We start from the raw sequence: 20,118 nt of genomic DNA, 5'->3' as shown, positions 1-20,118 counted from the left end.
AATGCTACTAGTTAACAAACTGGAAATACACAATCAGGGTGACGTTATTCAGCGTGCCCGGCTGCGGCTGCAACGGGTTTGGCTTCTTCATCCTTGTTCCGGATTTTGGTCAGGTACGAAATCTGCGGTCTTACGTTGATTTCTTCCAGAACCTGAAAAGCCCGGGCCTCATTCTCCTCTTTCAACAGTTTCGAAATCGTGCTTTCCGGATCATTCATATCGCCAAAGATAATGCCACCGGTTGGGCAGGCTTGTGCACAAGCTACCTGAATTTCATCCGGTTTGGGTCTTCTGCGCTCTTTTTTGGCCGTCAGTTTCCCCTCCTGAATACGTTGCACGCAGAATGAACACTTCTCGATAACGCCCCGCGAACGAACGGTCACATCCGGATTGATGACCATCTTTCCAAGATCGTTGTTGTAGTGGTAGTCGAAATTGTCGTTGTCGAAATATTTGAACCAGTTAAACCGGCGCACTTTGTAGGGGCAGTTGTTGGCGCAATACCGGGTTCCCACGCAACGGTTGTAGGTCATCTGGTTTAGCCCTTCCGCGCTGTGTGTCGTTGCCAATACCGGACATACGGTTTCGCAGGGAGCGTTGGAGCAATGCTGACACAGCATGGGCTGGAAGACGACTTCCGGATTGTTGGAAGCAATTTCCAGACCTTTCCGGTCTTCGGCTTCGGCATCGCTGCTGTAATACCGGTCGATCCGAATCCAGTGCATTTCACGGCGGTTGATAACTTCCTGCCGCCCCACAACCGGGATGTTATTTTCGGCCTGGCAACTCACGACACACGCGGCACAACCGGTGCAGGAGTTGAGGTCGATGATCATGCCCCAAGAGTGGTTTGTTTTTTCGTATCCTTTCCAAAGCGAAATGTCTGTAGGAGAGACGGGGCCTTCTGAGGTGACCACTTTCGGGAAATACCGACCGGCTTTTGGATCTTTTTTGTAAGCCGCTAAGATCGTTTCCTGAATAACCGCCCGGCGACCCATCACGGTATCGTGGGTTTGGGTCTGGGCGATGGTGCGACTTCCGCTAGCTTTGGTAATTTTTACGTCCATTGCGGAAAACAGCAACGAATTTGCCGAAACGGATGCCAAAGGGTAAGCATTCTTACCAACGCCATCAGCCGATTTACCGGCTTTCTCGCGCCCATATCCAATGGCGATGGAAACCGTACCGTCGGCCTGCCCGGGCTGAACCAGAACCGGCAATTCAACGGCGGGTTTGCCCGTTACTTCAATCGAAACCAGGTCGAACTGCTCGACACCCAGTTCGGCAGCGGTTTTCTGCGACAGACAGGCGTAATTGTCCCAACAGGCTTTTGAAACCGGATCAGGCAATTCCTGTAACCAGGGATTGTTCGCCATGGCACCGGTTCCAATGCTCACTTTTTCGTAAAGTGACAATTCGAATCCTGTTGCGTTTGGCTTGTATTTTTGGGCAACCCCAGCGGCTGCGGCTGCAACCGTTTCGGGTTTGAAAGCCCCGGCAGCACCCGCTACCGCTGCATTCACTTCCAGAACACCATTGTGCAGCGACTGAATCCAGAACTGGTCGAATGGCAATCCACTACCGGCTTGCGGATAAATGGATGTCCGCCAGTAGTTTTTGATAAAGTTTTCGTAATTCGGGCTCAAACCGGCCCAGGTCAGCAGCGAAACCTGCGGCTGACGGGTTTTAAAGATCGTATTGATCGTCGGCTGGGTCAGGCTATAGAAACCGGCTTTGGGTGACGCATCATCCCACGATTCGAGGTAATGTGAAGCCGGGCAGGTGTATTTACAGAGGGAAGCGGTTTCGTCGGAACGGTCGGCAAAGGAAACCGACAAGCCAATTTTTGGCAGGGCTTCTTTCAATTCGGCACCGCGCGGGTGATCGTAAACCGGGTTAGCTGCGTAGAAAATAGCGCCCTGAATCCGTCCCGCCTTGGCATCGGTGATGAAGGCATTCATGGCCGCATCGTTACCCTGGCGGTAATTGACGGGCCGACTCAGATCGATCGTAACGCCATAGCTACCCAACAGGTTGTTCAGCGCATTGACCAGCACCTGAACATTGGGATCATTTGAACCGGAAACGACCAGCGCGGCACCCCGGGCAGATGCCAGATCGGCAGCGGCTTTGTCCAGGTACGGAACATCTACAGCGGCCGTGCTAACCGGCGCACCACCCAATTTAGCCGCTACTTTATTATAGAGCGCAGCGACCACCAGACCTTCCTGCGAAGGTTTGATGGGACTCCGGTAATCGGCGTTGGAACCCGTCATCGACAAACCGGTTTCAAACTGGTAATGCCGTGACATTTCCTTTTTGTTACCAGCGTTTGCGCCGACTTTACGGGTTGAGATATATTGATCCGTGTATTCTAATGGAGCGATCCAGCTACCCAGAAAGTCGGCACCAACGCTGACGATCGTTTTGGCTTTGCTGAAATCGTAGGAAGGAATCACCGCCTGACCAAACGACGTCTGATTGGCCTGCACCAATCCAGAAACGGAGTTGGCATCATATTGAATGTGCGTAGCCGTTGGGTATTTGGCAATGAAAGCCGCAATAACCGATTTGGTCGACGGACTCAGCAGGGTTGATGAAACGATGCGGATGGCTCCACCCCGTTGCAACTGACCCAAAATTTCCTTATCAATCGTTGCCCAGTCGCTATCGGCGTCTCCGCGTTTCGGGCCTTTCAGTTTGTCGTTGTCATACAGCGACAAAACGGAAGCCTGAACCCGTGCCGACGTTCCCCCTTTGGTGATGGTCGATGACGTATTTCCTTCAATTTTGATGGGCCGACCTTCTCGGGTCTTCACCAAAACCGGAATGTAGTCGCCCCCTTCACTATAGGTCGATGCATAATAATCGGCAATGCCCGGAAAGGTGCTTTCCGGTTTGTTGATATACGGTATAGCACGGTGAACCGGCGTATCGCAAGCCGCCAGTGTCACGGCGGCCATGCCGAATCCCAATACTTTTAAGAAATCCCGACGGTCACTACCAATACCGTCGACAATACTTCCTGATTCGGTAGATGATTTATCACTCGTGGCTTCTGGAAACTCCTTATACGCGTTTTTTACAAAAGATTCGTCGTTTCGTAGCTCTTCCAGTCCCCTCCAATACCGTTTATTTGTACTTTCCATACAGTCCTATTGATTCAGTTCAACTGTTTAATGGGATTCGATGTGATTAATAATGGCATTTTGAACACTCGAGGCCACCAATATTAGCCACTCGCAACGGTTCTTTGCTTCCCTTTTTGTGGAGGGCAACTAATTTATCGTAGTAGGCATTATCCTTCGTAGCAACTTCGGTTTTCCGGTGGCAATCGATACACCAGCCCATCGTCAGGGACGACCGCTGCTCGACCACTTCCATTTTTTCGATCTCGCCGTGGCAAGTCTGGCATTGCACCTGACCTACATTCGTATGCTGGGCGTGATTGAAATAGGCCAAATCCGGGAGATTGTGAACACGCACCCATTCCACAGGACGATCTTCTTCGATAGCCTTGTAGATTTTCTGAATTTCCGGTGATTCGCGTTTGATTTCACCGTGGCAGTTCATACAGATATTAGCCGATGGAATCGTGGCCAGCTTTCCCTTGTAAACACTGGTGTGGCAGTAGTTACAATTGATCTGGTATTGACCGGCGTGCAGCTTATGCGAAAACGCGATGGGTTGTTTGGGAGCGTACCCCTGCGAAACACCGACGCTATAAAGACCGTCGAAAGTTTGCTTGGTTACTACAAATACAAACAGCCACAGAACAATGGAGCGCAGGGTGCTGTTGCTGGCGACAGCCGACAGGTTGCTTTTCAGTCGTTGAAAGAACGGTGTCGATTGGGTGCCTTCAGTCCCGGGGGTTGGCGCAACGGCTTTTGACAGAACCGATACCAGAACCAGTAAAACGCCCAGAACCAGCATCATAACGACAAGCAGCGCAACCAACACGGCCGTGAATAGTCCGGATGGGCTTTCGCTGGCCGGTGCGGTAGTCGCTGGCCCGGCAGTTCCTCCGGGTGCTGTTGCATCAGTCGGTGTCGGCTTTCCAGCCGCTTCTACGTGCGCCAGAATGTTTCTGATGTCGTCATCGGACAAATCCGGGAAGCTCTGCATCACCAGCGGCTGGTACTTGGCGTACAGTGCTGTGGCATAGGCATCGCCACTGGAAATGACGGCTTGTGGATTCTTGATCCACTTGATCAGCCACGCTTCATCCCGGCGGCTTTTGATCCCTTTTAACCCGGGACCGATTACTTTTTCGTCCGTTACGGCGTGGCATTGCTGGCATAAAGTCGAGAATAATTCCTTTCCTTTTGCCGCGTCACCACCTGCAGCCGCGGCTTCCTGAGCCACTGACTGATAGCTGCTGAACAGTGCTATCAGTACAATTACTAGAGTACTTATTACACTTCGTGAGTACATTTTAATCAATGAGAAACCGATAAAATCAGTATGCATACCTACTAATTATTTTCCATTAACGCACAAAAGTAGCACAGGAACGGTTTTAATCAAACATCTGCGGTTTGATATTTTACCACAGGATTTTATTTATACTTTGTCTAAGTAACTGGCTTTTTTGCACGATTTGATCACTTTAAACGACCCTCCCAGACCTAAATTAATTCTAAAAAAAATGCCATCCAGCAGGCTTTGAACCTCCCCGGATGGCAATTCGTATTAAAATAGTACTTGTATCGAACCGATACAAAGGAAGAGGTCCCGAGCGGATTCGAACCGCTGTAAAAGGTTTTGCAGACCTCTGCCTAGCCACTCGGCCACAGGACCCTTTTTGGTTTTGGAGTTCAGGAATTTAAGGGGTGGAGAGATCTCCTGAAAGTCCTCCTGAATTCTTAAATTCCCAAACTCCTCGACTGCTATCGTGCCGCAAACTTACTACAATATTCATTCCAGACAGCGCGGCACTTCAAATATTTCAGAACTTATTCTCCTTTCGAAGAACGACCTTCCATTTGCTCTTTCAACGCAGCCAGGGCATCGAGGTCACCGAGCGTAGCCCGCTCCGGTTCTTTGCTGCTGGTGGTCGGTGCTTTGGCAACAGCCTGTCTTTTCTCCGGTTTGCGATCGTCGCCTTTTTCCTGCCACGTTTTTGAGTGCGACAGCATAATGCGTTTTTCGTCCTTCGAAAATTCAATCACTTTGAAGTCAACCGTTTCGCCGACATCAGCCCACGAACCGTCTTCTTTCTGCAAGTTTTTCAGGGCTGAGAAGCCTTCGATACCGTAAGGCAGTTCCAGCGTGGCAACTTTGTCGTTTTTCGACAGAATCGTACACCGGTGAACTGATCCCGGAGTGAAAACGCTCTCAAACGTATCCCACGGATTTTCTTCCAGTTGTTTGTGACCCAAAGCCAGACGACGGTTATCAACATCCAGTTCCAGAACGATTACTTCCAGCTCTTCGCCAACTTTGATGAAGTCAGACGGATGCTTGATTTTTTTCGTCCAAGACAAATCCGATACGTGTACCAGACCGTCGATGCCTTCTTCCAGTTCCAGGAACAAACCGAAGTTGGTCAGGTTCCGAACAACCCCTTTATGCTTGGTACCGATGGCGTATTTCTCCACCAGTTCCGGACGTGACCAGGGGTCAGCCGTCAGTTGCTTGATACCGAGGGACATCTTGCGATCGTTGCGATCCAGCGTCAGCACAACGGCTTCCACTTCATCGCCCACTTTCAGGAAGTCCTGCGGATTGCGAAGATGCTGCGACCACGACATTTCAGAAACGTGGATCAGACCTTCAACACCCGGCATGATTTCCAGGAACGCGCCGTAGTCGGCCACGTTGACAATCCGGCCTTTCACTTTCGAGCCAATCTGCATGCCTTCCTGCAGCGAATCCCATGGATGCGCCTGGAGTTGCTTCATACCCAGCGAAATCCGTTTTTTGTCTTCGTCGAAATCCAGTACAACGACGTTGACTTTCTGATCGAGGTGCAACAGTTCGGACGGATGGCTGATGCGGCCCCACGAAATATCCGTGATGTGCAGCAGACCATCGACACCACCGAGGTCGATAAATACCCCGAAGTTGGTCATGTTCTTGATCACCCCTTCCAGCACCTGACCTTTTTGCAGGTTGTTCAGGATTTGCTGACGTTGTGCTTCAAGATCTTTTTCGATCAGTACTTTGTGTGAAACCACTACGTTATCGTTGGCGTAATTGATTTTCACCACTTTCACTTCCATTTTCTTGCCGACGAACACGTCGAAATCACGAATCGGCTTCACATCGATCTGTGATCCTGGCAAGAAAGCTTCAATGCTATAAATATCGACAATCAGACCACCTTTGGTCCGGCGCTTCACGAATCCTTCAATTACGAGATCCTCGTCCAGAGCGCGCTGAATTTTCTGCCAGGCCGTAATGACTTTGGCTTTCTTGCGCGACAACACCAGTTGACCATTGGGGTCTTCCTGATTTTCTACGTAAACTTCTACTTCATCACCAATTTTCATATCGGGCAGATCACGGAATTCCGAAGCCGGAACCAGACCATCCGATTTAAAACCAATGTTAAGAATCACTTCCCGGTCAGTAATACCGACGACGGTCCCGATCACTACCTCTTTTTCGTTTACTTGCGCCAGGGTATTATCGTACAGCTCAGACAGGCGATTACGCTCTTCATCTGAATAGCCGCTACCAAAACCCCGGTTGTCTGCCTTATCCCAATCAAAATCAGGCAGTGTTTGCGTTTTGCTCATAAAAGTTTGGTTGTGGCCCATCGATACATCAGCCCCCGGGCCTTCCTGGCTGACTTTTAGTTGATACATGGAGACACTGCCCCAAAAAAGGAGGTGCAAAAATAGTGAAGTTTTCTGGAAAAACATCCAGGAAAGACAAAAAAATGTCATTTCCCGTCAACGGGGCCGTTGAAGTGCAGATTGCTCAGTACATTTTTTCGCGCTTGGCCAGAAAAGGAACCCACGTTTCTTCGAGTGAGCCGGAAAAGTCACGGAGAAAGACGAGGAAAGACGGTTTGAAGGGTTTCTGATACAATTTCATGCCGGCTTCTTCGGGCGTGAGGTCGCCTTTCTGGGAGTTGCAGCGTTTACAGGCCGTGATGAGGTTGTCCCAGTTGGTTTTGCCGCCCCTCGATTTGGGCAGAACATGGTCGAGGGTCAGGTCTTCGTGTTTGCCGCAGTACTGACACCGGTTTCCGTCGCGTTTAAAAATATTCTGACGGTTGAGCATGACCCCCTTGTAAGGGAGGTGAATGTAGCGATGCAGGCGGATGACGGTGGGAGACGGGTACTCAACGTCCACCGTTCGCAGGACGAAACCCTGAGATTTGGCAACCAGTTCCGCTTTGTTCAGGTAGACCAACAAGAACGCTTTCGGTACAGAACAGATGCCTAATGCGCTATAGTCTTGATTAAGTACCAGGACTTTCCTACCCATAAACAATGTATCTGACTCCTACTTTTTCAAGCAAGTTAATGATATTTCATTATAAATGACAGGTTATTCCCGGAATCGTACGTATTTTTTTAACTATAGCCGACAAGCTTGACCGTCAGGCAACTAAGCATCAAAACGGCTCCCGGCTCATCTCCCGCGAAACATCCCTTTCCTTGATCGAGTCGCGTTTGTCGTATAATTTTTTCCCTTTGGCCAGTGCAATCTCCAGTTTGGCAAACCCCCGGTCATTGATAAAAAGCTTGGTTGGGATGATCGTCAACCCCTGATCGGTCAGTTTATTGACCAGTCGTTTCAATTCCCGCTTCTGCAACAGCAGTTTCCGGTCACGCAGCGGTTCGTGGTTATTGTAGGTTCCTTCCGTATACTGTGAAATGTGCATTTGCCGGACATACAACTCTTCTTTTGAAAACAAACAATAGGCATCTCCCAAATTCACTTTTCCCTGCCGGACCGATTTGATTTCTGTACCTGTAAGCATTATCCCGGCGGTAAAAGTCTCCAAGAAAAAGTATTCAAATGAAGCCCGGCGATTCCGGATTTCGATGTGTTTGGCCAAGGTTTTATCAGACATAACTATAGTGTGGTCAATGTAGTAATCGGATGGTAGTCCATTCCTGCTTTCCAGAACATTCGGGTGCTGGAAAACGGATTGACAAACTGACTTTTAAATAGTAATTCAAAAGTACCGATTTGTAAACAAAAAATACCCCGAAGTAATCTCCGGGGTATCAAATGATTCCTGCATTGTAAACGTTTTCCTGGCGAAGCCGGTGTTTTAACCGCATCCAAAAAGATACGGCGTACAGCCGAATCACAGCCTCAAGACCCTTCTGTACACACCGGCATTCTCCAGGATATCTTCATTTATACACACCCTTAGCGTGTACCAATCGCTAAAAATTAAACCCTGTCTTTCCGGGCTAATGGCCGTTATTTAGAAAGATTATTGCATTGAATGGATCACAATGACTTGTCGATACATACAACATCACCGTACGTTTAACAAATTTTATGCCGTAGTGCATTCTACCTTCTAAAAACCCGGTATGAATCTTTATTTTGTTGAAAAAAGAACATAAAAAAGCTCCACTACGAACCGGTAGTGGAGCTTCGTTTACCGTAGATGACGGGTTTTTATTTTTTGGTCTGCTTTTGCTGATATTCTTTATTTAGGCCGCCAATGATCGATTTGGTCGCATCCAGCGTGGTGTCGGCGAAGAGAATGCCGCCCCCTCTGGAGTAACCCATGACAAAATCATACTGATTTTGCTTATTGACTTTTTTCAGATAATCATGAATCTGATTGTATAGCTCTTCATTCTTTTTTTGCTCTTCTTCTGCCAGTTGCTGAACCACCCGGTCGCGATAGGCCACCAAATCCTGTTGTTTCTTTTGCAAAGCCGCTTCCGTAGCCCGACCCTGTTCCATTGTCATCGTTTGGGCCCGTTGCTGAAAGAAAGCCACTTCATTTTGCAGTGAACGACCCTTGTTGTTCAATTCATTGTCAAGCTGAAACCGTTTGCTTTCCAGCACTTTCCGGGTGTCTTTAAAATATTCATAATTGGTCAGCAGGGAGTCGACGTTGACATAAACCGTCTTGCGGACCGGCGTCGATTTCGTTGTACTGGCAGAAACCGGTTCTGTAGTGTTTTTATCAGAGAAGTGCAGATAGTATAAAACTGCTACAGCAACCGCCAGTACGGCGTTCAAAACAAGGGATGCGTTTTTCACAAGAAACAGTTAATTAATGGATTAATGATTTTACAAAGGTACGATTTACTCGTTACGTAGCAATCTGATGCAGCTCTGCGAAGCATTCATTCCGGTTTGGCCATAAAAACCGCACGGACCTGACGGCCCGCCAAACCCGCCAGGCCGCCTGTCAGACCGCCCAGCAGGGGCGTGATGAGGAGCAGGAAAACCGGCGTTTTCGTTTTAAAAAAAAGCTCAGCCATCCGACCCGTCAGAATACCATCCGTTTGCAGATGAATCAGGAATGCATAGACAAACCAGACCACCGCAATTCCTGAAAACCCGACCCCAAAAGCCCGCCAGCCGGTTTTGCTACGCCAGAAACAGACCCCAAACGCCACCACGGCAATACTCCACCACGGCAAAAACAACTGCGCGACGGCACTTAACAAAACGATCAACAAAAAAGGCAGCATGGTTTTAACGGGTCAGTTGAAGAGTCGATTGAATCCGCGGACTTTTTTCGGTTACCGATTTTAAATAAAGCAGCTCGTACAAGTCCCCTTTTCGCCAGGTTTCGAGCATGTTCAGGTAGTAAGGACTACCGGGATTGCCGGATTGACCACCTGGAAAAACACCATACGCCCGAACGTCGGGTCCCGTCTGGACAATCATTCGCCACGACGGCCCAGCCCGGCGACCGGCGGCATTGACAATGCCGCGTCCTCCGCCAATTTGCACATTCAACGCACTGAAGGCATCCAGACCCGGAATCAGGTGCCGAACGGACGTTCCTTTGTGACCGGCCCAGGCCCAGGTTTTCCCCAGAGACCCATGCTGTTTTGCTAGTGAATCAACCGTAGCCCGAAAGCTGCTGGTGACGACTTCCTGAATCGTTTCTTTGCGGTTTGGCGTTTGCAAGTTGTCAAACCAGCGGGAAGTGGGCTCTTCGGTGACGAGTTGCAGTGTGCGGTCGGTATTCGGATACCGCAGGGGCCGGTTGGCGTCATCCGGAAAATCGTCGGCCCAGATTCCGTCTTCCAGACGGCTGATCCAATCCACGAAAATGGTGCCGGCAACTGATGCCGTATCCTGCTGGTAGTTCCACTGGCGGACGGTTTTCAACGCCTGCTTTTGCGGATCGGAAAGGTCTTTTTCCTGAATATATGGCAGGAGAACCGGCAGAAATTTGGAAGCCTGATGGTTATACACATCATTTTGTAGATGACGCAGGCTGTCCACCGTCACGTTTTGCATTGCTGTCAGCCGTTGGTTGATCCGCATGCCCCGGTCGGTCGTTTCAAACTCCCAATTGATATAATAGGGATAGGTCGGATCGGTCGACGATTGGTTGGCCGAACTGACAAATCCCCTCGGCGGATTTTTCACGCGGGGATTCTGAGCCGCCGGAATCCAGCCCTGCCAGTCGTTCGCGGCCCTGGTACCGTCCAAAAGAAATTTGCCCTGATCGCGCCATTTTAACGGAAACCGTCCATTCGGCGAAATCGCGATGTCTTTGGCCGCATTGGCAAAAACGAAGTTCTGCGCGGGAGCTACGTAATACGACAAGGCCGTTACATAATCGTCGTAGGTTTTGGCCCGGTTTAGCAAATAGAACGTCTTGATGCCATTGTCGACCTCGTGGGCAATCCAGCGAGCGGCATAGCCCGTCGGAATGTTGTTTCGGAACGGTTTGTCTTCGGGCAAATAAACCACCGGGCCGTGGTGGGTATATAATATGGTGTCGACAACCGCCGGTTTTCCTTTTACCCAAATGGTTTCAACCCGCCGACGAACCGGTTTCCACTTTCCGTCGTGCCAGTATTCCTGTCGCCGGTTATCCCGAAAACGAATCTTGTAAAAATCCAGCACATCCGCCCCGACGTTCGTAACGCCCCAGGCCACGTCTTTGTTAAAACCGATGATGACGCCGGGGGCACCGGGCAATGACACGCCGTAGACGTTCATCGTGGGCGTAACCAATTGAACCTGATACCAGATGGAAGGCAAACTCAGCGTCAGGTGCGGGTCGTTCGCCAGAATCGGGTAGCCCGTGGCGGTTTTCTCCGGACCAACGGCCCAGTTGTTACTGCCAATCCCCGGATCATGCGACTGCCAGTTCAGCGCGACGCTGCTGTCATTTTCGGTAATCTGGGGCGGAGTAGGCAGCTTGACCGGCGTGAAGTCCCAACGTGTGCCGACCGGAATGATGGGGTCTTCTTTAAAAGGATAATCCGGAAACAAATTGGCTGTCAAAGCCGGGCCGAGCTGCTGCCGGCTGTTGGTCATCATCAGATCGTCGGCGCCCGCTGCCAGCGTCTGGGTCATCTGCTTGAGCAGAAATGCTACTTTGATGGGCGTCCACGGTTCGGGAGCGTATCCCAGCAACTTGTATTCAATCGGATAATCAGCCGGTTTCAATTGGTCGATGTAGGCGTTGATGCCCGCCGTGTAGGCTTCCAGCACCGATTTGGAAACCGGGTCATTCGACATGCCTTCCAGCGATTTTTCAGCACCGTAGGTCATGCCCAGCCGCCGGTTATAGCGGTCGAGTTCAACCGCACGGTCACCAATTAGCTCCGAAATCCGTCCGGCAGCCGCGTGGGTTTGAAATTCCATCTGCCACAAGCGGTCGCGGGCCGTAGCGTAGCCCTGGGCAAAATAAGCGTCGTAGTCATTTTTGGCAAAAATGTGCGGAACATGCAGATCGTCAAACAAAATGGTGACCTCTTCTTTCGCACCTTTGACGGATATCTTTTGTTCCGAAGAGTGGCCCGCGGTTTCGGCATTCTGCCAAAATCCTTCAAATGGACTCAGCAAACGTCCCAGAGCCGGAACACTGCCCCAGGGCTGATTAAGTGCAACCGTTACGCCAATGGAAATAAGCAGGCTCAGCAGGGCTTTCAAGATTTTCATACAGAGAACGGCATGTGCCGGATCGGTCACAAAGAAAATTTATTCTTGCTTTTATACCAATAAAAGAGCCTAAACTCCCGGTTTTTTCAACGGTGGCAGTTTACGAATTCCAACGAACAATATCCACCGAATCAGGTTATGAAGCAAAGTTCTTCTAAATGCAACATTTTTAGTAAGTTTGAATCAGAATTACCACTCCACGTATGACCCTGCTGAATACGACATTGAAATGGCTGCTGCTCCGGCGAGTGCCGCGCATCAAAGCTATGATGGCGCATCCCGGCGAGGTTCAGCAGGCGGTTTTTCAGCAGCTTATCAACAAAGGCCGTCATACGCAATGGGGCCGCCAACACCACTACGATTCCATCCGCACCGTCCGTGAGTACCAGGAACGGGTGCCGGTTTCTTCCTACGAAGACCTGTTTCCGTATATTGAGCGGACGATGAAGGGTGAGCAGAAACTGCTATGGCCCTCCCGCATTCACTGGTTTTCCAAGTCGTCGGGAACCACCAACGCCCGCAGCAAGTTCATTCCGGTTTCGCAGGAATCGCTGGACGAAAGCCATTTTCGGGGCGGTAAAGACATGATGGCGCTCTACATCGCCAACAATCCGGAAAGCAAAGCCTTCGAGGGGAAAGGGCTGTCGATTGGTGGTAGTCTACACGAAAATCCGTATGGTCAGCACGGCTACGCGGGCGACGTGTCGGCGGTGGTCATGAAAAACCTGCCGCCCTGGGCGCAGTATATCCGCACCCCGCCCATCGAAGTGGCGCTGATGGACAAGTGGGAGGAAAAAATCGACCGGATGGCCGAAATTGCCGCCCGCGAAAACGTGACGAGTATTCTGGGCGTTCCGACCTGGGCGCTGGTTTTGCTGGAAAAAGTGTTGACCCTAACCGGCAAGCAGAATATTCTGGAAGTATGGCCCAATTTTGAGGTTTTTATCCACGGTGCCGTGGCTTTTCAGCCCTATCGGGAGTTGTTTTCCAACGAAGTTTTTCCTTCCAACGACACCCGCTACCTTGAAATCTACAACGCTTCGGAGGGTTTTTTTGCGATTCAGGACGATCTAAAGCGGATCGGCGAAATGCTGATCATGCTGGACTACGGTATTTTCTACGAGTTTGTGCCGATGGAAGATGCCGACAAGCCTTTTCCAAAAGCCCTGACCATCGAAGAAGTTGAACTGAACAAGAATTACGCGCTGGTGATTACCACCAACGGCGGACTGTGGCGATACCGCGTCGGCGATACCGTGCGGTTTACCTCAAAATACCCCTTCCGCTTGAAAGTGAGTGGCCGGACCAAGCATTTTATCAATGCCTTCGGAGAAGAAGTGATCATCGAAAACGCCGAAAACGCCATTACCCAAGCCTGCGCAGCAACCGGGGCCACGGTGAGCGATTATACCGCCGGGCCGGTTTATATGGGCAGCGGAACCAACGGCCGACACGAGTGGATCATCGAGTTTTCGAGCGAACCTGCTAATTTCGATACGTTCCGCAAGGTCCTCGACCAAACACTCCGGCAGGTCAACTCCGACTACGACGCCAAGCGGTATAACGACATGGTGCTGCATCCGCCCATTGTCCACGCCGTTCCGCGGGGGACGTTCTACGAATGGATGAAAACCCGGGGCAAGTTGGGTGGTCAGCATAAAGTGCCACGCCTAAGCAACAGCCGGGAGTATCTGGACGATATTCTGGGCCGTTTGACAACGCTCTCCTGATGAGCCGATCTTTTTAGCTGAACGAAGCGATTCCGGCCGTTGTTCTTCCGATGAAGTCTGTCTAATTTTGCCCGAATGAAATCCTTCAACATCCCGGAGTATTACCGCAGTACCATCATCAGCCCGTTGAAAGAACTTCGGCGGAAACGCGATAAGCTCAAGCGCGATTTTACACCCACGGTTCTTGATTTTGGTCCGGTTCGCTTCCGCATTGCCCGGCATTTCGGATTTTGCTATGGCGTCGAAAATGCCATTGAAATTGCCTACAAAGCCATTGCTGAAAATACCGGAAAACGCATTTTCCTACTCAGTGAAATGATTCACAATCCGGATGTGAACCGGGATTTACAGGAACGCGGGGTGCAGTTTATCATGGAAACCTCGGGGAAACAGATCATTCCGTGGGAGGAATTGCGGAATGACGATGTCGTGGTGATTCCGGCATTCGGCACGACCATCGAGATTCAGCAGAAACTGACCGACATCGGCCTCAATGTCGAGCAATACGATACGACCTGTCCGTTTGTCGAAAAAGTGTGGAACAAAGCTACGCAAATCGGGCAGAAAGACTATACCGTGGTGGTTCACGGAAAACCGTCGCACGAGGAAACCCGCGCTACGTTTTCGCACAGCAAAGCATCGGCACCGACCGTTGTGGTGAAAGACATGGCGCAGGCGCAACGGTTGGCGACATATATCACCGGCGAATCGACCAAAGAAGCGTTTTATGCCGAATTCAACGGCCAGTTTTCACCCGGTTTTGATCCCGAACGGGATTTGCAGCGCATCGGCGTCGTGAATCAAACCACCATGCTGGCATCGGATACGCAGCAGATTGCCGATTTCCTAAAAACCGTCATGATCCGCCACTACCGTCTGCTGCCGGACGAGGTGGATAGTCGTTTTGCCAATACCCGCGACACGCTTTGCTACGCGACCAACGACAACCAGGATTCGACCTACGCCCTGTTGACGCATCCCGCCGATTTCACGATTGTTGCAGGTGGTTACAACAGTTCCAATACGTTGCACATCGTGGAGTTGTGCGAAGAAAAACTGCCGACGTATTTCATTGAAACCGAACAGAAAATTCTGTCGCGGGAGCTGATCCGGCATTTTAACTTGCATACGAAGCAGGAAGTGGTCACCGAAAACTTTCTACCGGAACAAAAACCGGTCACCGTTCTACTGACCTGCGGAGCATCCTGCCCCGACGCCGTGGTGGAAGGTATTCTCCTCAGGATCGTCTCCTTTTTTGCCGATGCCCGCCCGATTGACGCCGTCATGGCGGAAGTCGAACAGCAGTTTGCTTCCTGAAATCCGGCAGGAAATCGCCATAAATGTCCTGCAATGACAGTAAAAAGCACACTAACCATCCTTTGCATTGCCTAAAAGGTGATTACCGAATATACCCGTTTTACAGGGCCGCTGAGGCAAAACCGCAGAAACAAGACCAGATAGATCATAACCAATCAACCCCTATGTACACCATTGGCATCAACACGTTTTTATTTACATCGCCTTTTACGAACGAAAGCGTGAAGTGGTTTTCAAAATTTGCGGAATGGGGCTTCGATACCGTCGAAATCGGTTTGGAAGAACCCTGGAACGTCGATCCTCAGTTGGTAAAACAGGCGTTGGCTGATGCCGGGTTAGGTTGCAAAACGGTTTGTGCGGCCATGGGTCCGGACCGGGATTTTCGTGGAGACGAAGAGCAGCAGCAAACGGCGATGACATACCTGAAAGCGTTGCTGGATTTCATGGAAATTATCGGCGCCGAAATGCTGGTTGGCCCGCTGTATTCGAGTGTCGGACGCGCCGAAGCCACGCCGAAAGACGTGTATAAGGAACAGGAGAAAACCGTGGTCGGGCATTTGAAAGAACTGGCGGCCTATGCTGCGGGCAAAGAGTTGAAAATTGCCCTCGAACCACTCAATCGCTTCGAAACCGACTTTATCAACACCTGCGATCAGGCCATCCATCTGGCGGATTTAGTTGATAATGACGCCGTTCGGCTGCACTTGGATACGTTCCATATGAACATCGAGGAGAAATTCCAGGCCGATGCCATTCGCAAAGCCGGTTCGCGGCTGGAATTGCTGCACAGTTGCGGTTGCGACCGGGGTATTCCGGGCAACGACCACATCGACTGGACCTCCATTGGTCAGGCGCTGAAAGACATTGATTTTAAAGGCCAACTGGTCATCGAGTCGTTTACGCCCGAGGTGAAAGCCATTGCCAAAGCCGCAGCCATCTGGCGCGACATCGAAGCCTCCGGCGAAGACATTGCCGTGAAAGGACTGGCGTTTTTGAAGACGGTGTAATTCAATTAGTCGCTGATAATCAGCGACTAATTGAATTATAAATGTAAAATGACGAATGCTAAATGTAGAAGTGTAGCCAGCCTTTTACATTTAGCATTCGTCATTTTACATTTATAATTTTCTCTCCTTCACTCCTCCGGAACCCGCACATTGACCTGACTCGGCACGCTTTCGTTGTGCAACCGGTCGAGTGACGTGATCAGATACACATACCGTCCATCGGCTTCGGCGGTTCGGTCGATAAACCGGGTGGTTCGTTCGCCCACACAGATCGCCAGAATGTGGGTCGGATCTTCCGTATTCACCTTGTCTTTCCGGTCAAAACGATACACCACATAATACCGGGCCTTGTCGCCGTCCGGTGCCGGGCCGGGTTCCTGCCAGAGCAGTTCGACGCCCTCGGACGTAGGCCGGGCTTTCAGGTCTTTGGGTGAAAGGGGCGGTTCGGGATCTTTCCAGGGCATTGGCGGGATCAGCGCCGGATACCGGTAGAAATTCGTCAGCAACGTATCGCGAACACCATTCAGGTTATCCGTCAGGGATTTGGAGCTAAAGAAGATACTGCCATGAATCTGGCTGAACTGCCGGTTGTAGTTCAGTTGGGTCGTCATCTCGTTCGGATTGTTCCAGGCGCGGTCGCGCGGAGTAGAACGGTTGATCCGAAACGCGCCCTGGCCAATATAGAGGTGTCGGTCGAAGCCGTTTTTGATCCACCAGTCGACCAGAAGCCGGTACGGAACCTTCTGAAAATCTGTACTAAAATACACTTGTGGCGCAATGTAGTCGATCCAGCCTTCCCGAATCCATTTGCGGGTATCGGCATACAAATCAAAATAAGATGTCAAACCGCCCGTCGTGAGCGAGCCTTCGGGGTCCTGGCTGCTGTTTTTCCAGACCCCAAACGGACTGACGCCAAACTTCACATACGGTTTCAGGGCCTGAATCGAATCCCGGAGTTGGTGTATCAACTGGTTGATGTTTTCTCGACGCCAATTCGCCAGGTTCATCCCGTTGAAATACGTTTTATAGGTCACTTCGTCGTGAATAACCTGTCCGGCCACTCCGTACGGATAAAAATAATCGTCAAAATGAATGCCGTCGACATCGTAATTCCGAACGATGTTGGTCACAATACCGGTCACGTAGTTGCGGACTTCAGGCAATCCCAGATTGAATAGCTTTCGGCCACCGTATTGCAGCATCCATTCTGGTCGTCGGAAACTGATGTGATCGGGCGTAACACTGGAGTTTTTACTGAATGTGGCCCGGTCGAGGTTAAACCAGGCGTGAAATTCCATGCCACGGTCGTGGGTTTCCCGGATCATGAATTCCAGCGGATCGTAGAATGGCACCGGGGCCCGGCCCTGCTGGCCCGTCAGCCAGAACGACCAGGGTTCCGTACTTTTGGCGTAAAAGGCATCCGCAGCCGCCCGGATCTGCACCACCACGGCGTTGATGCCCGCCCGCTGGTGCTGGTCAAGCAGGGCAATAAATTCGGCCTGCTGGTTTTCGGCCGGCAGCCCCCGCACACTCGGCCAGTCGATGTTGTCCACCGTGGCAATCCAAACCGCCCGAAACTCCCGCTTGGGCGGATGCTGGGCAATCGCTTCAGACGTTTTCCAAAAAAAGCAGACGAAAAAGACGAAGAAAGCCCGGTAGTGAAAGCGCATGCACACGAGATTGGTCAAAAACATTGATGCTCAAAGATACGGAAGAACCCTCTCCCCTTTCAAACTTTGTTACCGATCGGTTTATTGCCTTGTCTCTGTTGAAGCCCCTTGAAGTGGAACTCTTCCTTTTTGGATTTAAAGAAGACGATTGCTTTTTTTTGGAAAGTCTTTTTAGAAAACCGCCCCTATATCCACAAAATATTATTTGGAAAAAATTTAGGAACGGTTAATTTTAATGTTGAACAGTATTTGGTATAACTATTGTATACAGTAATTTTGTAGCTAAAATTGGGCCGCAAAACCAATCATTATTTTACATTTTAGTAAATAATCCATATTTTTTTATAAAAATAAAAGGATTGTGTTTAGTTTTGCGTGATCTCATATTGGTTGGATAAAGTTTTAAGGTCATCACTATCATGTCAGGAATCAAACTCGATCAGATTGATCGGAAAGTATTAGAAATTCTACAGACAAACGCTAAAATCACCAATGCCCAACTGTCGAAGGAAATTGGTTTGTCCCCCGCACCTACCCTTGAGCGCGTCAAAAAACTCGAAACGTCGGGCATCATTCAGAGCTACCACGCTCAACTGAACCGGGACCGGGTTGGTCTGGGCGTTACGACGTTTGTGCAGGTTTCGCTGGTCGGTCACAAGAAGCAGGTAACCGAATCGTTTGTCAACGCCGTGAAAGGAATTCCGGAGATTATCGAATGCCACCACATCACGGGTTCCGGCGATTTTCTGCTGAAAGTCATCGCCAAAGACATTGCCTCGTATCAGGTTTTGATGCTGGAAAAAATCAACGAAATCGAAGAAGTCGCCAGCACCCAAACCATGGTAATCCTGTCGACGTTCAAAGAAAGCAAAGTACTTCCAATCCCTTGAAAAAAATATCGAATACTAAATGTTGAATAACGAATATCGAAGTAGCTCCGCACGCTTTTAGACTTCAATATTCGTTATTCAACATTTAGTGTTCGATATTCAACCCTGTTATTTCCTTCCTTTCCTCCGCTCCTCTCTCCGCAGCTTCTTGAGTTCCTGCAAACCGTCTTTGGCTTCTTTATGCTGGCTGGATTTGCGGTCGGCTTTGTCAATGACTTCCTTGTAATAGGTCTGCGCCTGATCGTAGTTTTTTTCCGCAGCCGCAATTTTTCCCAGACTCAACACCGACGCCCAGTAATAGGCCGCATCGTAGGAGTTAGTCTGCTTGGCAAACTCGATGGTTTTCAGGTAATACTGCTTGGCTTTGGCCAAATCGCGGGTATAATGCTGGTTGTTGTACGCCAGAATATACGCTGCCGTTCGACCGCCAACCCCTTCATAACCGTCCATCCCCCGTTCAATTTTGCTCAAAATGCTGTTGGAAGCGGATGCGGCTTCGTTGGAATAGCCACGAACAAATGCCGTCCGGGCATAATACCGCTCGAAATAGGGATTGTCGGGATACTGCTGCCACATGTATTTGGCCAGATCATACGCCTTTTCGTACTGGTTTTCCATGCTATAAATCTGGAGCAGGAAATACCGGGCCTCGGTTCGGGTATAAAAAGCGTTGTTGGCGGTTTTTTCCAACTGCCGAATGCCTTCCGCCTTGTTGCCTTTCGGAAAAAACATCAGAATCGGTTTCAAAGCCGGGTAGTTTTTCGGAATCCACTGGGCATAGTAGTTGAATAACCCATCGCCAAACAGCAGTTCGGGCGTCAAATCGCCATTGCCTTTGCATTTATCAAAATATTTCAGGGCGTTTTTTCCGGCCCAGGTTGCCTTTGCCCATTTCTTGCGCTCCGAATACAACCGCCCTTTGAAACCGTAGCCAGCCGCCAGAAAAAACGCGGGTTCTACTTTGTTTTCTTTATCGTCATACAGCTTTTCGGCTTTCGTAATCGTCGTATCCAGGTAGGCCAGACACTTGTCATCAAAGTCGGTATTTTCCGTATTCGGAACAATTTTCCACCACTCGGCGAGGGCCATCAGAAAGTACGGCATCGGGTGATCAGGATACCGCATTTTTAGCCAGCGAAACTCTTTGTCGGCTTCGTAAAATTTGTAATTATACAAGTTATTGATAGCCTCTGCCGACTCGATCTGAACGTCGGGACGCTTCATCAGCATATCGTATTTTTTGTCAAATTCAGCTAGTGAATAGACCTGAGCACGAGCCGTTAAGGTCAGAAACAAGCCGATTAGAACAAGAAGGTTTTTTTTCATTTTTTAAGGACACGGATATCGTCTTCTATCAACGAAGTTTTTGAATTTCCAGTTTACGCCATCAAAAGTTTTTACGAACCCTCTCGATGCCTTACCTTTGAGTTTCGCG

14 protein-coding genes and 1 tRNA gene are annotated in these 20,118 nt (G+C 50.0%); 4 read left to right on the top strand and 11 right to left on the bottom strand.

The annotated features are described in order from the left end of the window. Positions 1-44: 44 nt before the first annotated feature. The 9 genes from ACS5NO_RS00390 to ACS5NO_RS00350 all read right to left on the bottom strand — a co-directional run bounded on the left by ACS5NO_RS00390 (position 45) and on the right by ACS5NO_RS00350 (position 12,069). The gene (locus tag ACS5NO_RS00390) at positions 45-3,149 is read right to left on the bottom strand and encodes a TAT-variant-translocated molybdopterin oxidoreductase (protein ID WP_439413377.1); all 3,105 of its coding nucleotides are present in this window, start codon (positions 3,147-3,149) and stop codon (positions 45-47) included. A 46-nt stretch (positions 3,150-3,195) separates the two neighbouring features. Beyond that, on the bottom strand, positions 3,196-4,434 hold the full coding sequence (locus ACS5NO_RS00385; protein ID WP_439413376.1) for a cytochrome c3 family protein: 1,239 nt from the start codon (positions 4,432-4,434) through the stop codon (positions 3,196-3,198). 295 nt (positions 4,435-4,729) lie between these two features. Next, positions 4,730-4,800: transfer RNA gene (locus tag ACS5NO_RS00380), tRNA-Cys, on the bottom strand. Positions 4,801-4,955: 155 nt separating this feature from the next. Next, positions 4,956-6,743: a 30S ribosomal protein S1 gene (gene rpsA / locus ACS5NO_RS00375; RefSeq protein ID WP_114406514.1), complete on the bottom strand. Its 1,788-nt coding sequence runs from the start codon at positions 6,741-6,743 to the stop codon at positions 4,956-4,958. A 184-nt stretch (positions 6,744-6,927) separates the two neighbouring features. Continuing rightward, the gene (locus tag ACS5NO_RS00370) at positions 6,928-7,440 is read right to left on the bottom strand and encodes an HNH endonuclease (protein WP_114406440.1); all 513 of its coding nucleotides are present in this window, start codon (positions 7,438-7,440) and stop codon (positions 6,928-6,930) included. A 130-nt stretch (positions 7,441-7,570) separates the two neighbouring features. Then, a complete protein-coding gene (smpB, locus tag ACS5NO_RS00365) occupies positions 7,571-8,032 on the bottom strand; it encodes an SsrA-binding protein SmpB (RefSeq protein WP_439413375.1) in 462 nt (153 codons plus the stop codon). A 563-nt stretch (positions 8,033-8,595) separates the two neighbouring features. After that, positions 8,596-9,192 (bottom strand): OmpH/Skp family outer membrane protein, encoded by a 597-nt coding sequence (locus ACS5NO_RS00360; RefSeq protein WP_439413374.1) that lies wholly within the window; start codon positions 9,190-9,192, stop codon positions 8,596-8,598. 86 nt (positions 9,193-9,278) lie between these two features. Next, complete coding sequence (locus ACS5NO_RS00355; protein WP_439413373.1) at positions 9,279-9,629, bottom strand: hypothetical protein; 351 nt, start codon at positions 9,627-9,629, stop codon at positions 9,279-9,281. Between the two features lie 4 nt (positions 9,630-9,633). Beyond that, positions 9,634-12,069, bottom strand: a complete 2,436-nt coding sequence (locus ACS5NO_RS00350) for a penicillin acylase family protein (RefSeq protein WP_439413372.1) — start codon at positions 12,067-12,069, stop codon at positions 9,634-9,636. A 203-nt stretch (positions 12,070-12,272) separates the two neighbouring features. On the opposite strand from ACS5NO_RS00350, the gene ACS5NO_RS00345 reads away from it, so the two are divergent. From ACS5NO_RS00345 to ACS5NO_RS00335, 3 genes are all read left to right on the top strand, one after another. Further along, positions 12,273-13,799, top strand: a complete 1,527-nt coding sequence (locus ACS5NO_RS00345) for a GH3 auxin-responsive promoter family protein (protein ID WP_439413371.1) — start codon at positions 12,273-12,275, stop codon at positions 13,797-13,799. Between the two features lie 75 nt (positions 13,800-13,874). Then, positions 13,875-15,116: a 4-hydroxy-3-methylbut-2-enyl diphosphate reductase gene (locus tag ACS5NO_RS00340; RefSeq protein ID WP_439413370.1), complete on the top strand. Its 1,242-nt coding sequence runs from the start codon at positions 13,875-13,877 to the stop codon at positions 15,114-15,116. A gap of 164 nt (positions 15,117-15,280) precedes the next feature. Further along, the gene (locus tag ACS5NO_RS00335) at positions 15,281-16,123 is read left to right on the top strand and encodes a sugar phosphate isomerase/epimerase family protein (RefSeq protein WP_439413369.1); all 843 of its coding nucleotides are present in this window, start codon (positions 15,281-15,283) and stop codon (positions 16,121-16,123) included. A gap of 128 nt (positions 16,124-16,251) precedes the next feature. On the opposite strand, the gene ACS5NO_RS00330 is transcribed toward ACS5NO_RS00335, so the two are convergent. Further along, positions 16,252-17,793, bottom strand: coding sequence for a glycoside hydrolase family 10-like protein (locus ACS5NO_RS00330; protein WP_439413368.1), 1,542 nt, complete (start codon positions 17,791-17,793; stop codon positions 16,252-16,254). A gap of 419 nt (positions 17,794-18,212) precedes the next feature. On the opposite strand from ACS5NO_RS00330, the gene ACS5NO_RS00325 reads away from it, so the two are divergent. Further along, positions 18,213-18,683, top strand: a complete 471-nt coding sequence (locus ACS5NO_RS00325) for an Lrp/AsnC family transcriptional regulator (RefSeq protein WP_114406450.1) — start codon at positions 18,213-18,215, stop codon at positions 18,681-18,683. A 108-nt stretch (positions 18,684-18,791) separates the two neighbouring features. On the opposite strand, the gene ACS5NO_RS00320 is transcribed toward ACS5NO_RS00325, so the two are convergent. After that, positions 18,792-20,009, bottom strand: a complete 1,218-nt coding sequence (locus tag ACS5NO_RS00320) for a tetratricopeptide repeat protein (RefSeq protein WP_439413367.1) — start codon at positions 20,007-20,009, stop codon at positions 18,792-18,794. Positions 20,010-20,118 lie beyond the last annotated feature (109 nt).

Origin of the sequence: Larkinella fluvii (genome assembly GCF_051857545.1) — a bacterium.
GTDB lineage: Bacteria > Bacteroidota > Bacteroidia > Cytophagales > Spirosomataceae > Larkinella.
Note: the sequence above shows the minus strand (reverse complement) of the source record. Positions and strands in the feature narration are given on the sequence as shown.

Excerpts from the sequence above, each read along its gene's own strand:
- ACS5NO_RS00390 (WP_439413377.1), bottom strand. The coding sequence starts at position 3,149 with ATGGAAAGTACAAATAAACGGTATTGGAGGGGACTGGAAGAGCTACGA.
- ACS5NO_RS00385 (WP_439413376.1), bottom strand. The coding sequence starts at position 4,434 with ATGTACTCACGAAGTGTAATAAGTACTCTAGTAATTGTACTGATAGCA.
- rpsA (WP_114406514.1), bottom strand. The coding sequence starts at position 6,743 with ATGAGCAAAACGCAAACACTGCCTGATTTTGATTGGGATAAGGCAGAC.
- ACS5NO_RS00370 (WP_114406440.1), bottom strand. The coding sequence starts at position 7,440 with ATGGGTAGGAAAGTCCTGGTACTTAATCAAGACTATAGCGCATTAGGC.
- smpB (WP_439413375.1), bottom strand. The coding sequence starts at position 8,032 with ATGTCTGATAAAACCTTGGCCAAACACATCGAAATCCGGAATCGCCGG.
- ACS5NO_RS00355 (WP_439413373.1), bottom strand. The coding sequence starts at position 9,629 with ATGCTGCCTTTTTTGTTGATCGTTTTGTTAAGTGCCGTCGCGCAGTTG.
- ACS5NO_RS00350 (WP_439413372.1), bottom strand. The coding sequence starts at position 12,069 with ATGAAAATCTTGAAAGCCCTGCTGAGCCTGCTTATTTCCATTGGCGTA.
- ACS5NO_RS00345 (WP_439413371.1), top strand. The coding sequence starts at position 12,273 with ATGACCCTGCTGAATACGACATTGAAATGGCTGCTGCTCCGGCGAGTG.
- ACS5NO_RS00340 (WP_439413370.1), top strand. The coding sequence starts at position 13,875 with ATGAAATCCTTCAACATCCCGGAGTATTACCGCAGTACCATCATCAGC.
- ACS5NO_RS00335 (WP_439413369.1), top strand. The coding sequence starts at position 15,281 with ATGTACACCATTGGCATCAACACGTTTTTATTTACATCGCCTTTTACG.
- ACS5NO_RS00330 (WP_439413368.1), bottom strand. The coding sequence starts at position 17,793 with ATGCGCTTTCACTACCGGGCTTTCTTCGTCTTTTTCGTCTGCTTTTTT.
- ACS5NO_RS00325 (WP_114406450.1), top strand. The coding sequence starts at position 18,213 with ATGTCAGGAATCAAACTCGATCAGATTGATCGGAAAGTATTAGAAATT.
- ACS5NO_RS00320 (WP_439413367.1), bottom strand. The coding sequence starts at position 20,009 with ATGAAAAAAAACCTTCTTGTTCTAATCGGCTTGTTTCTGACCTTAACG.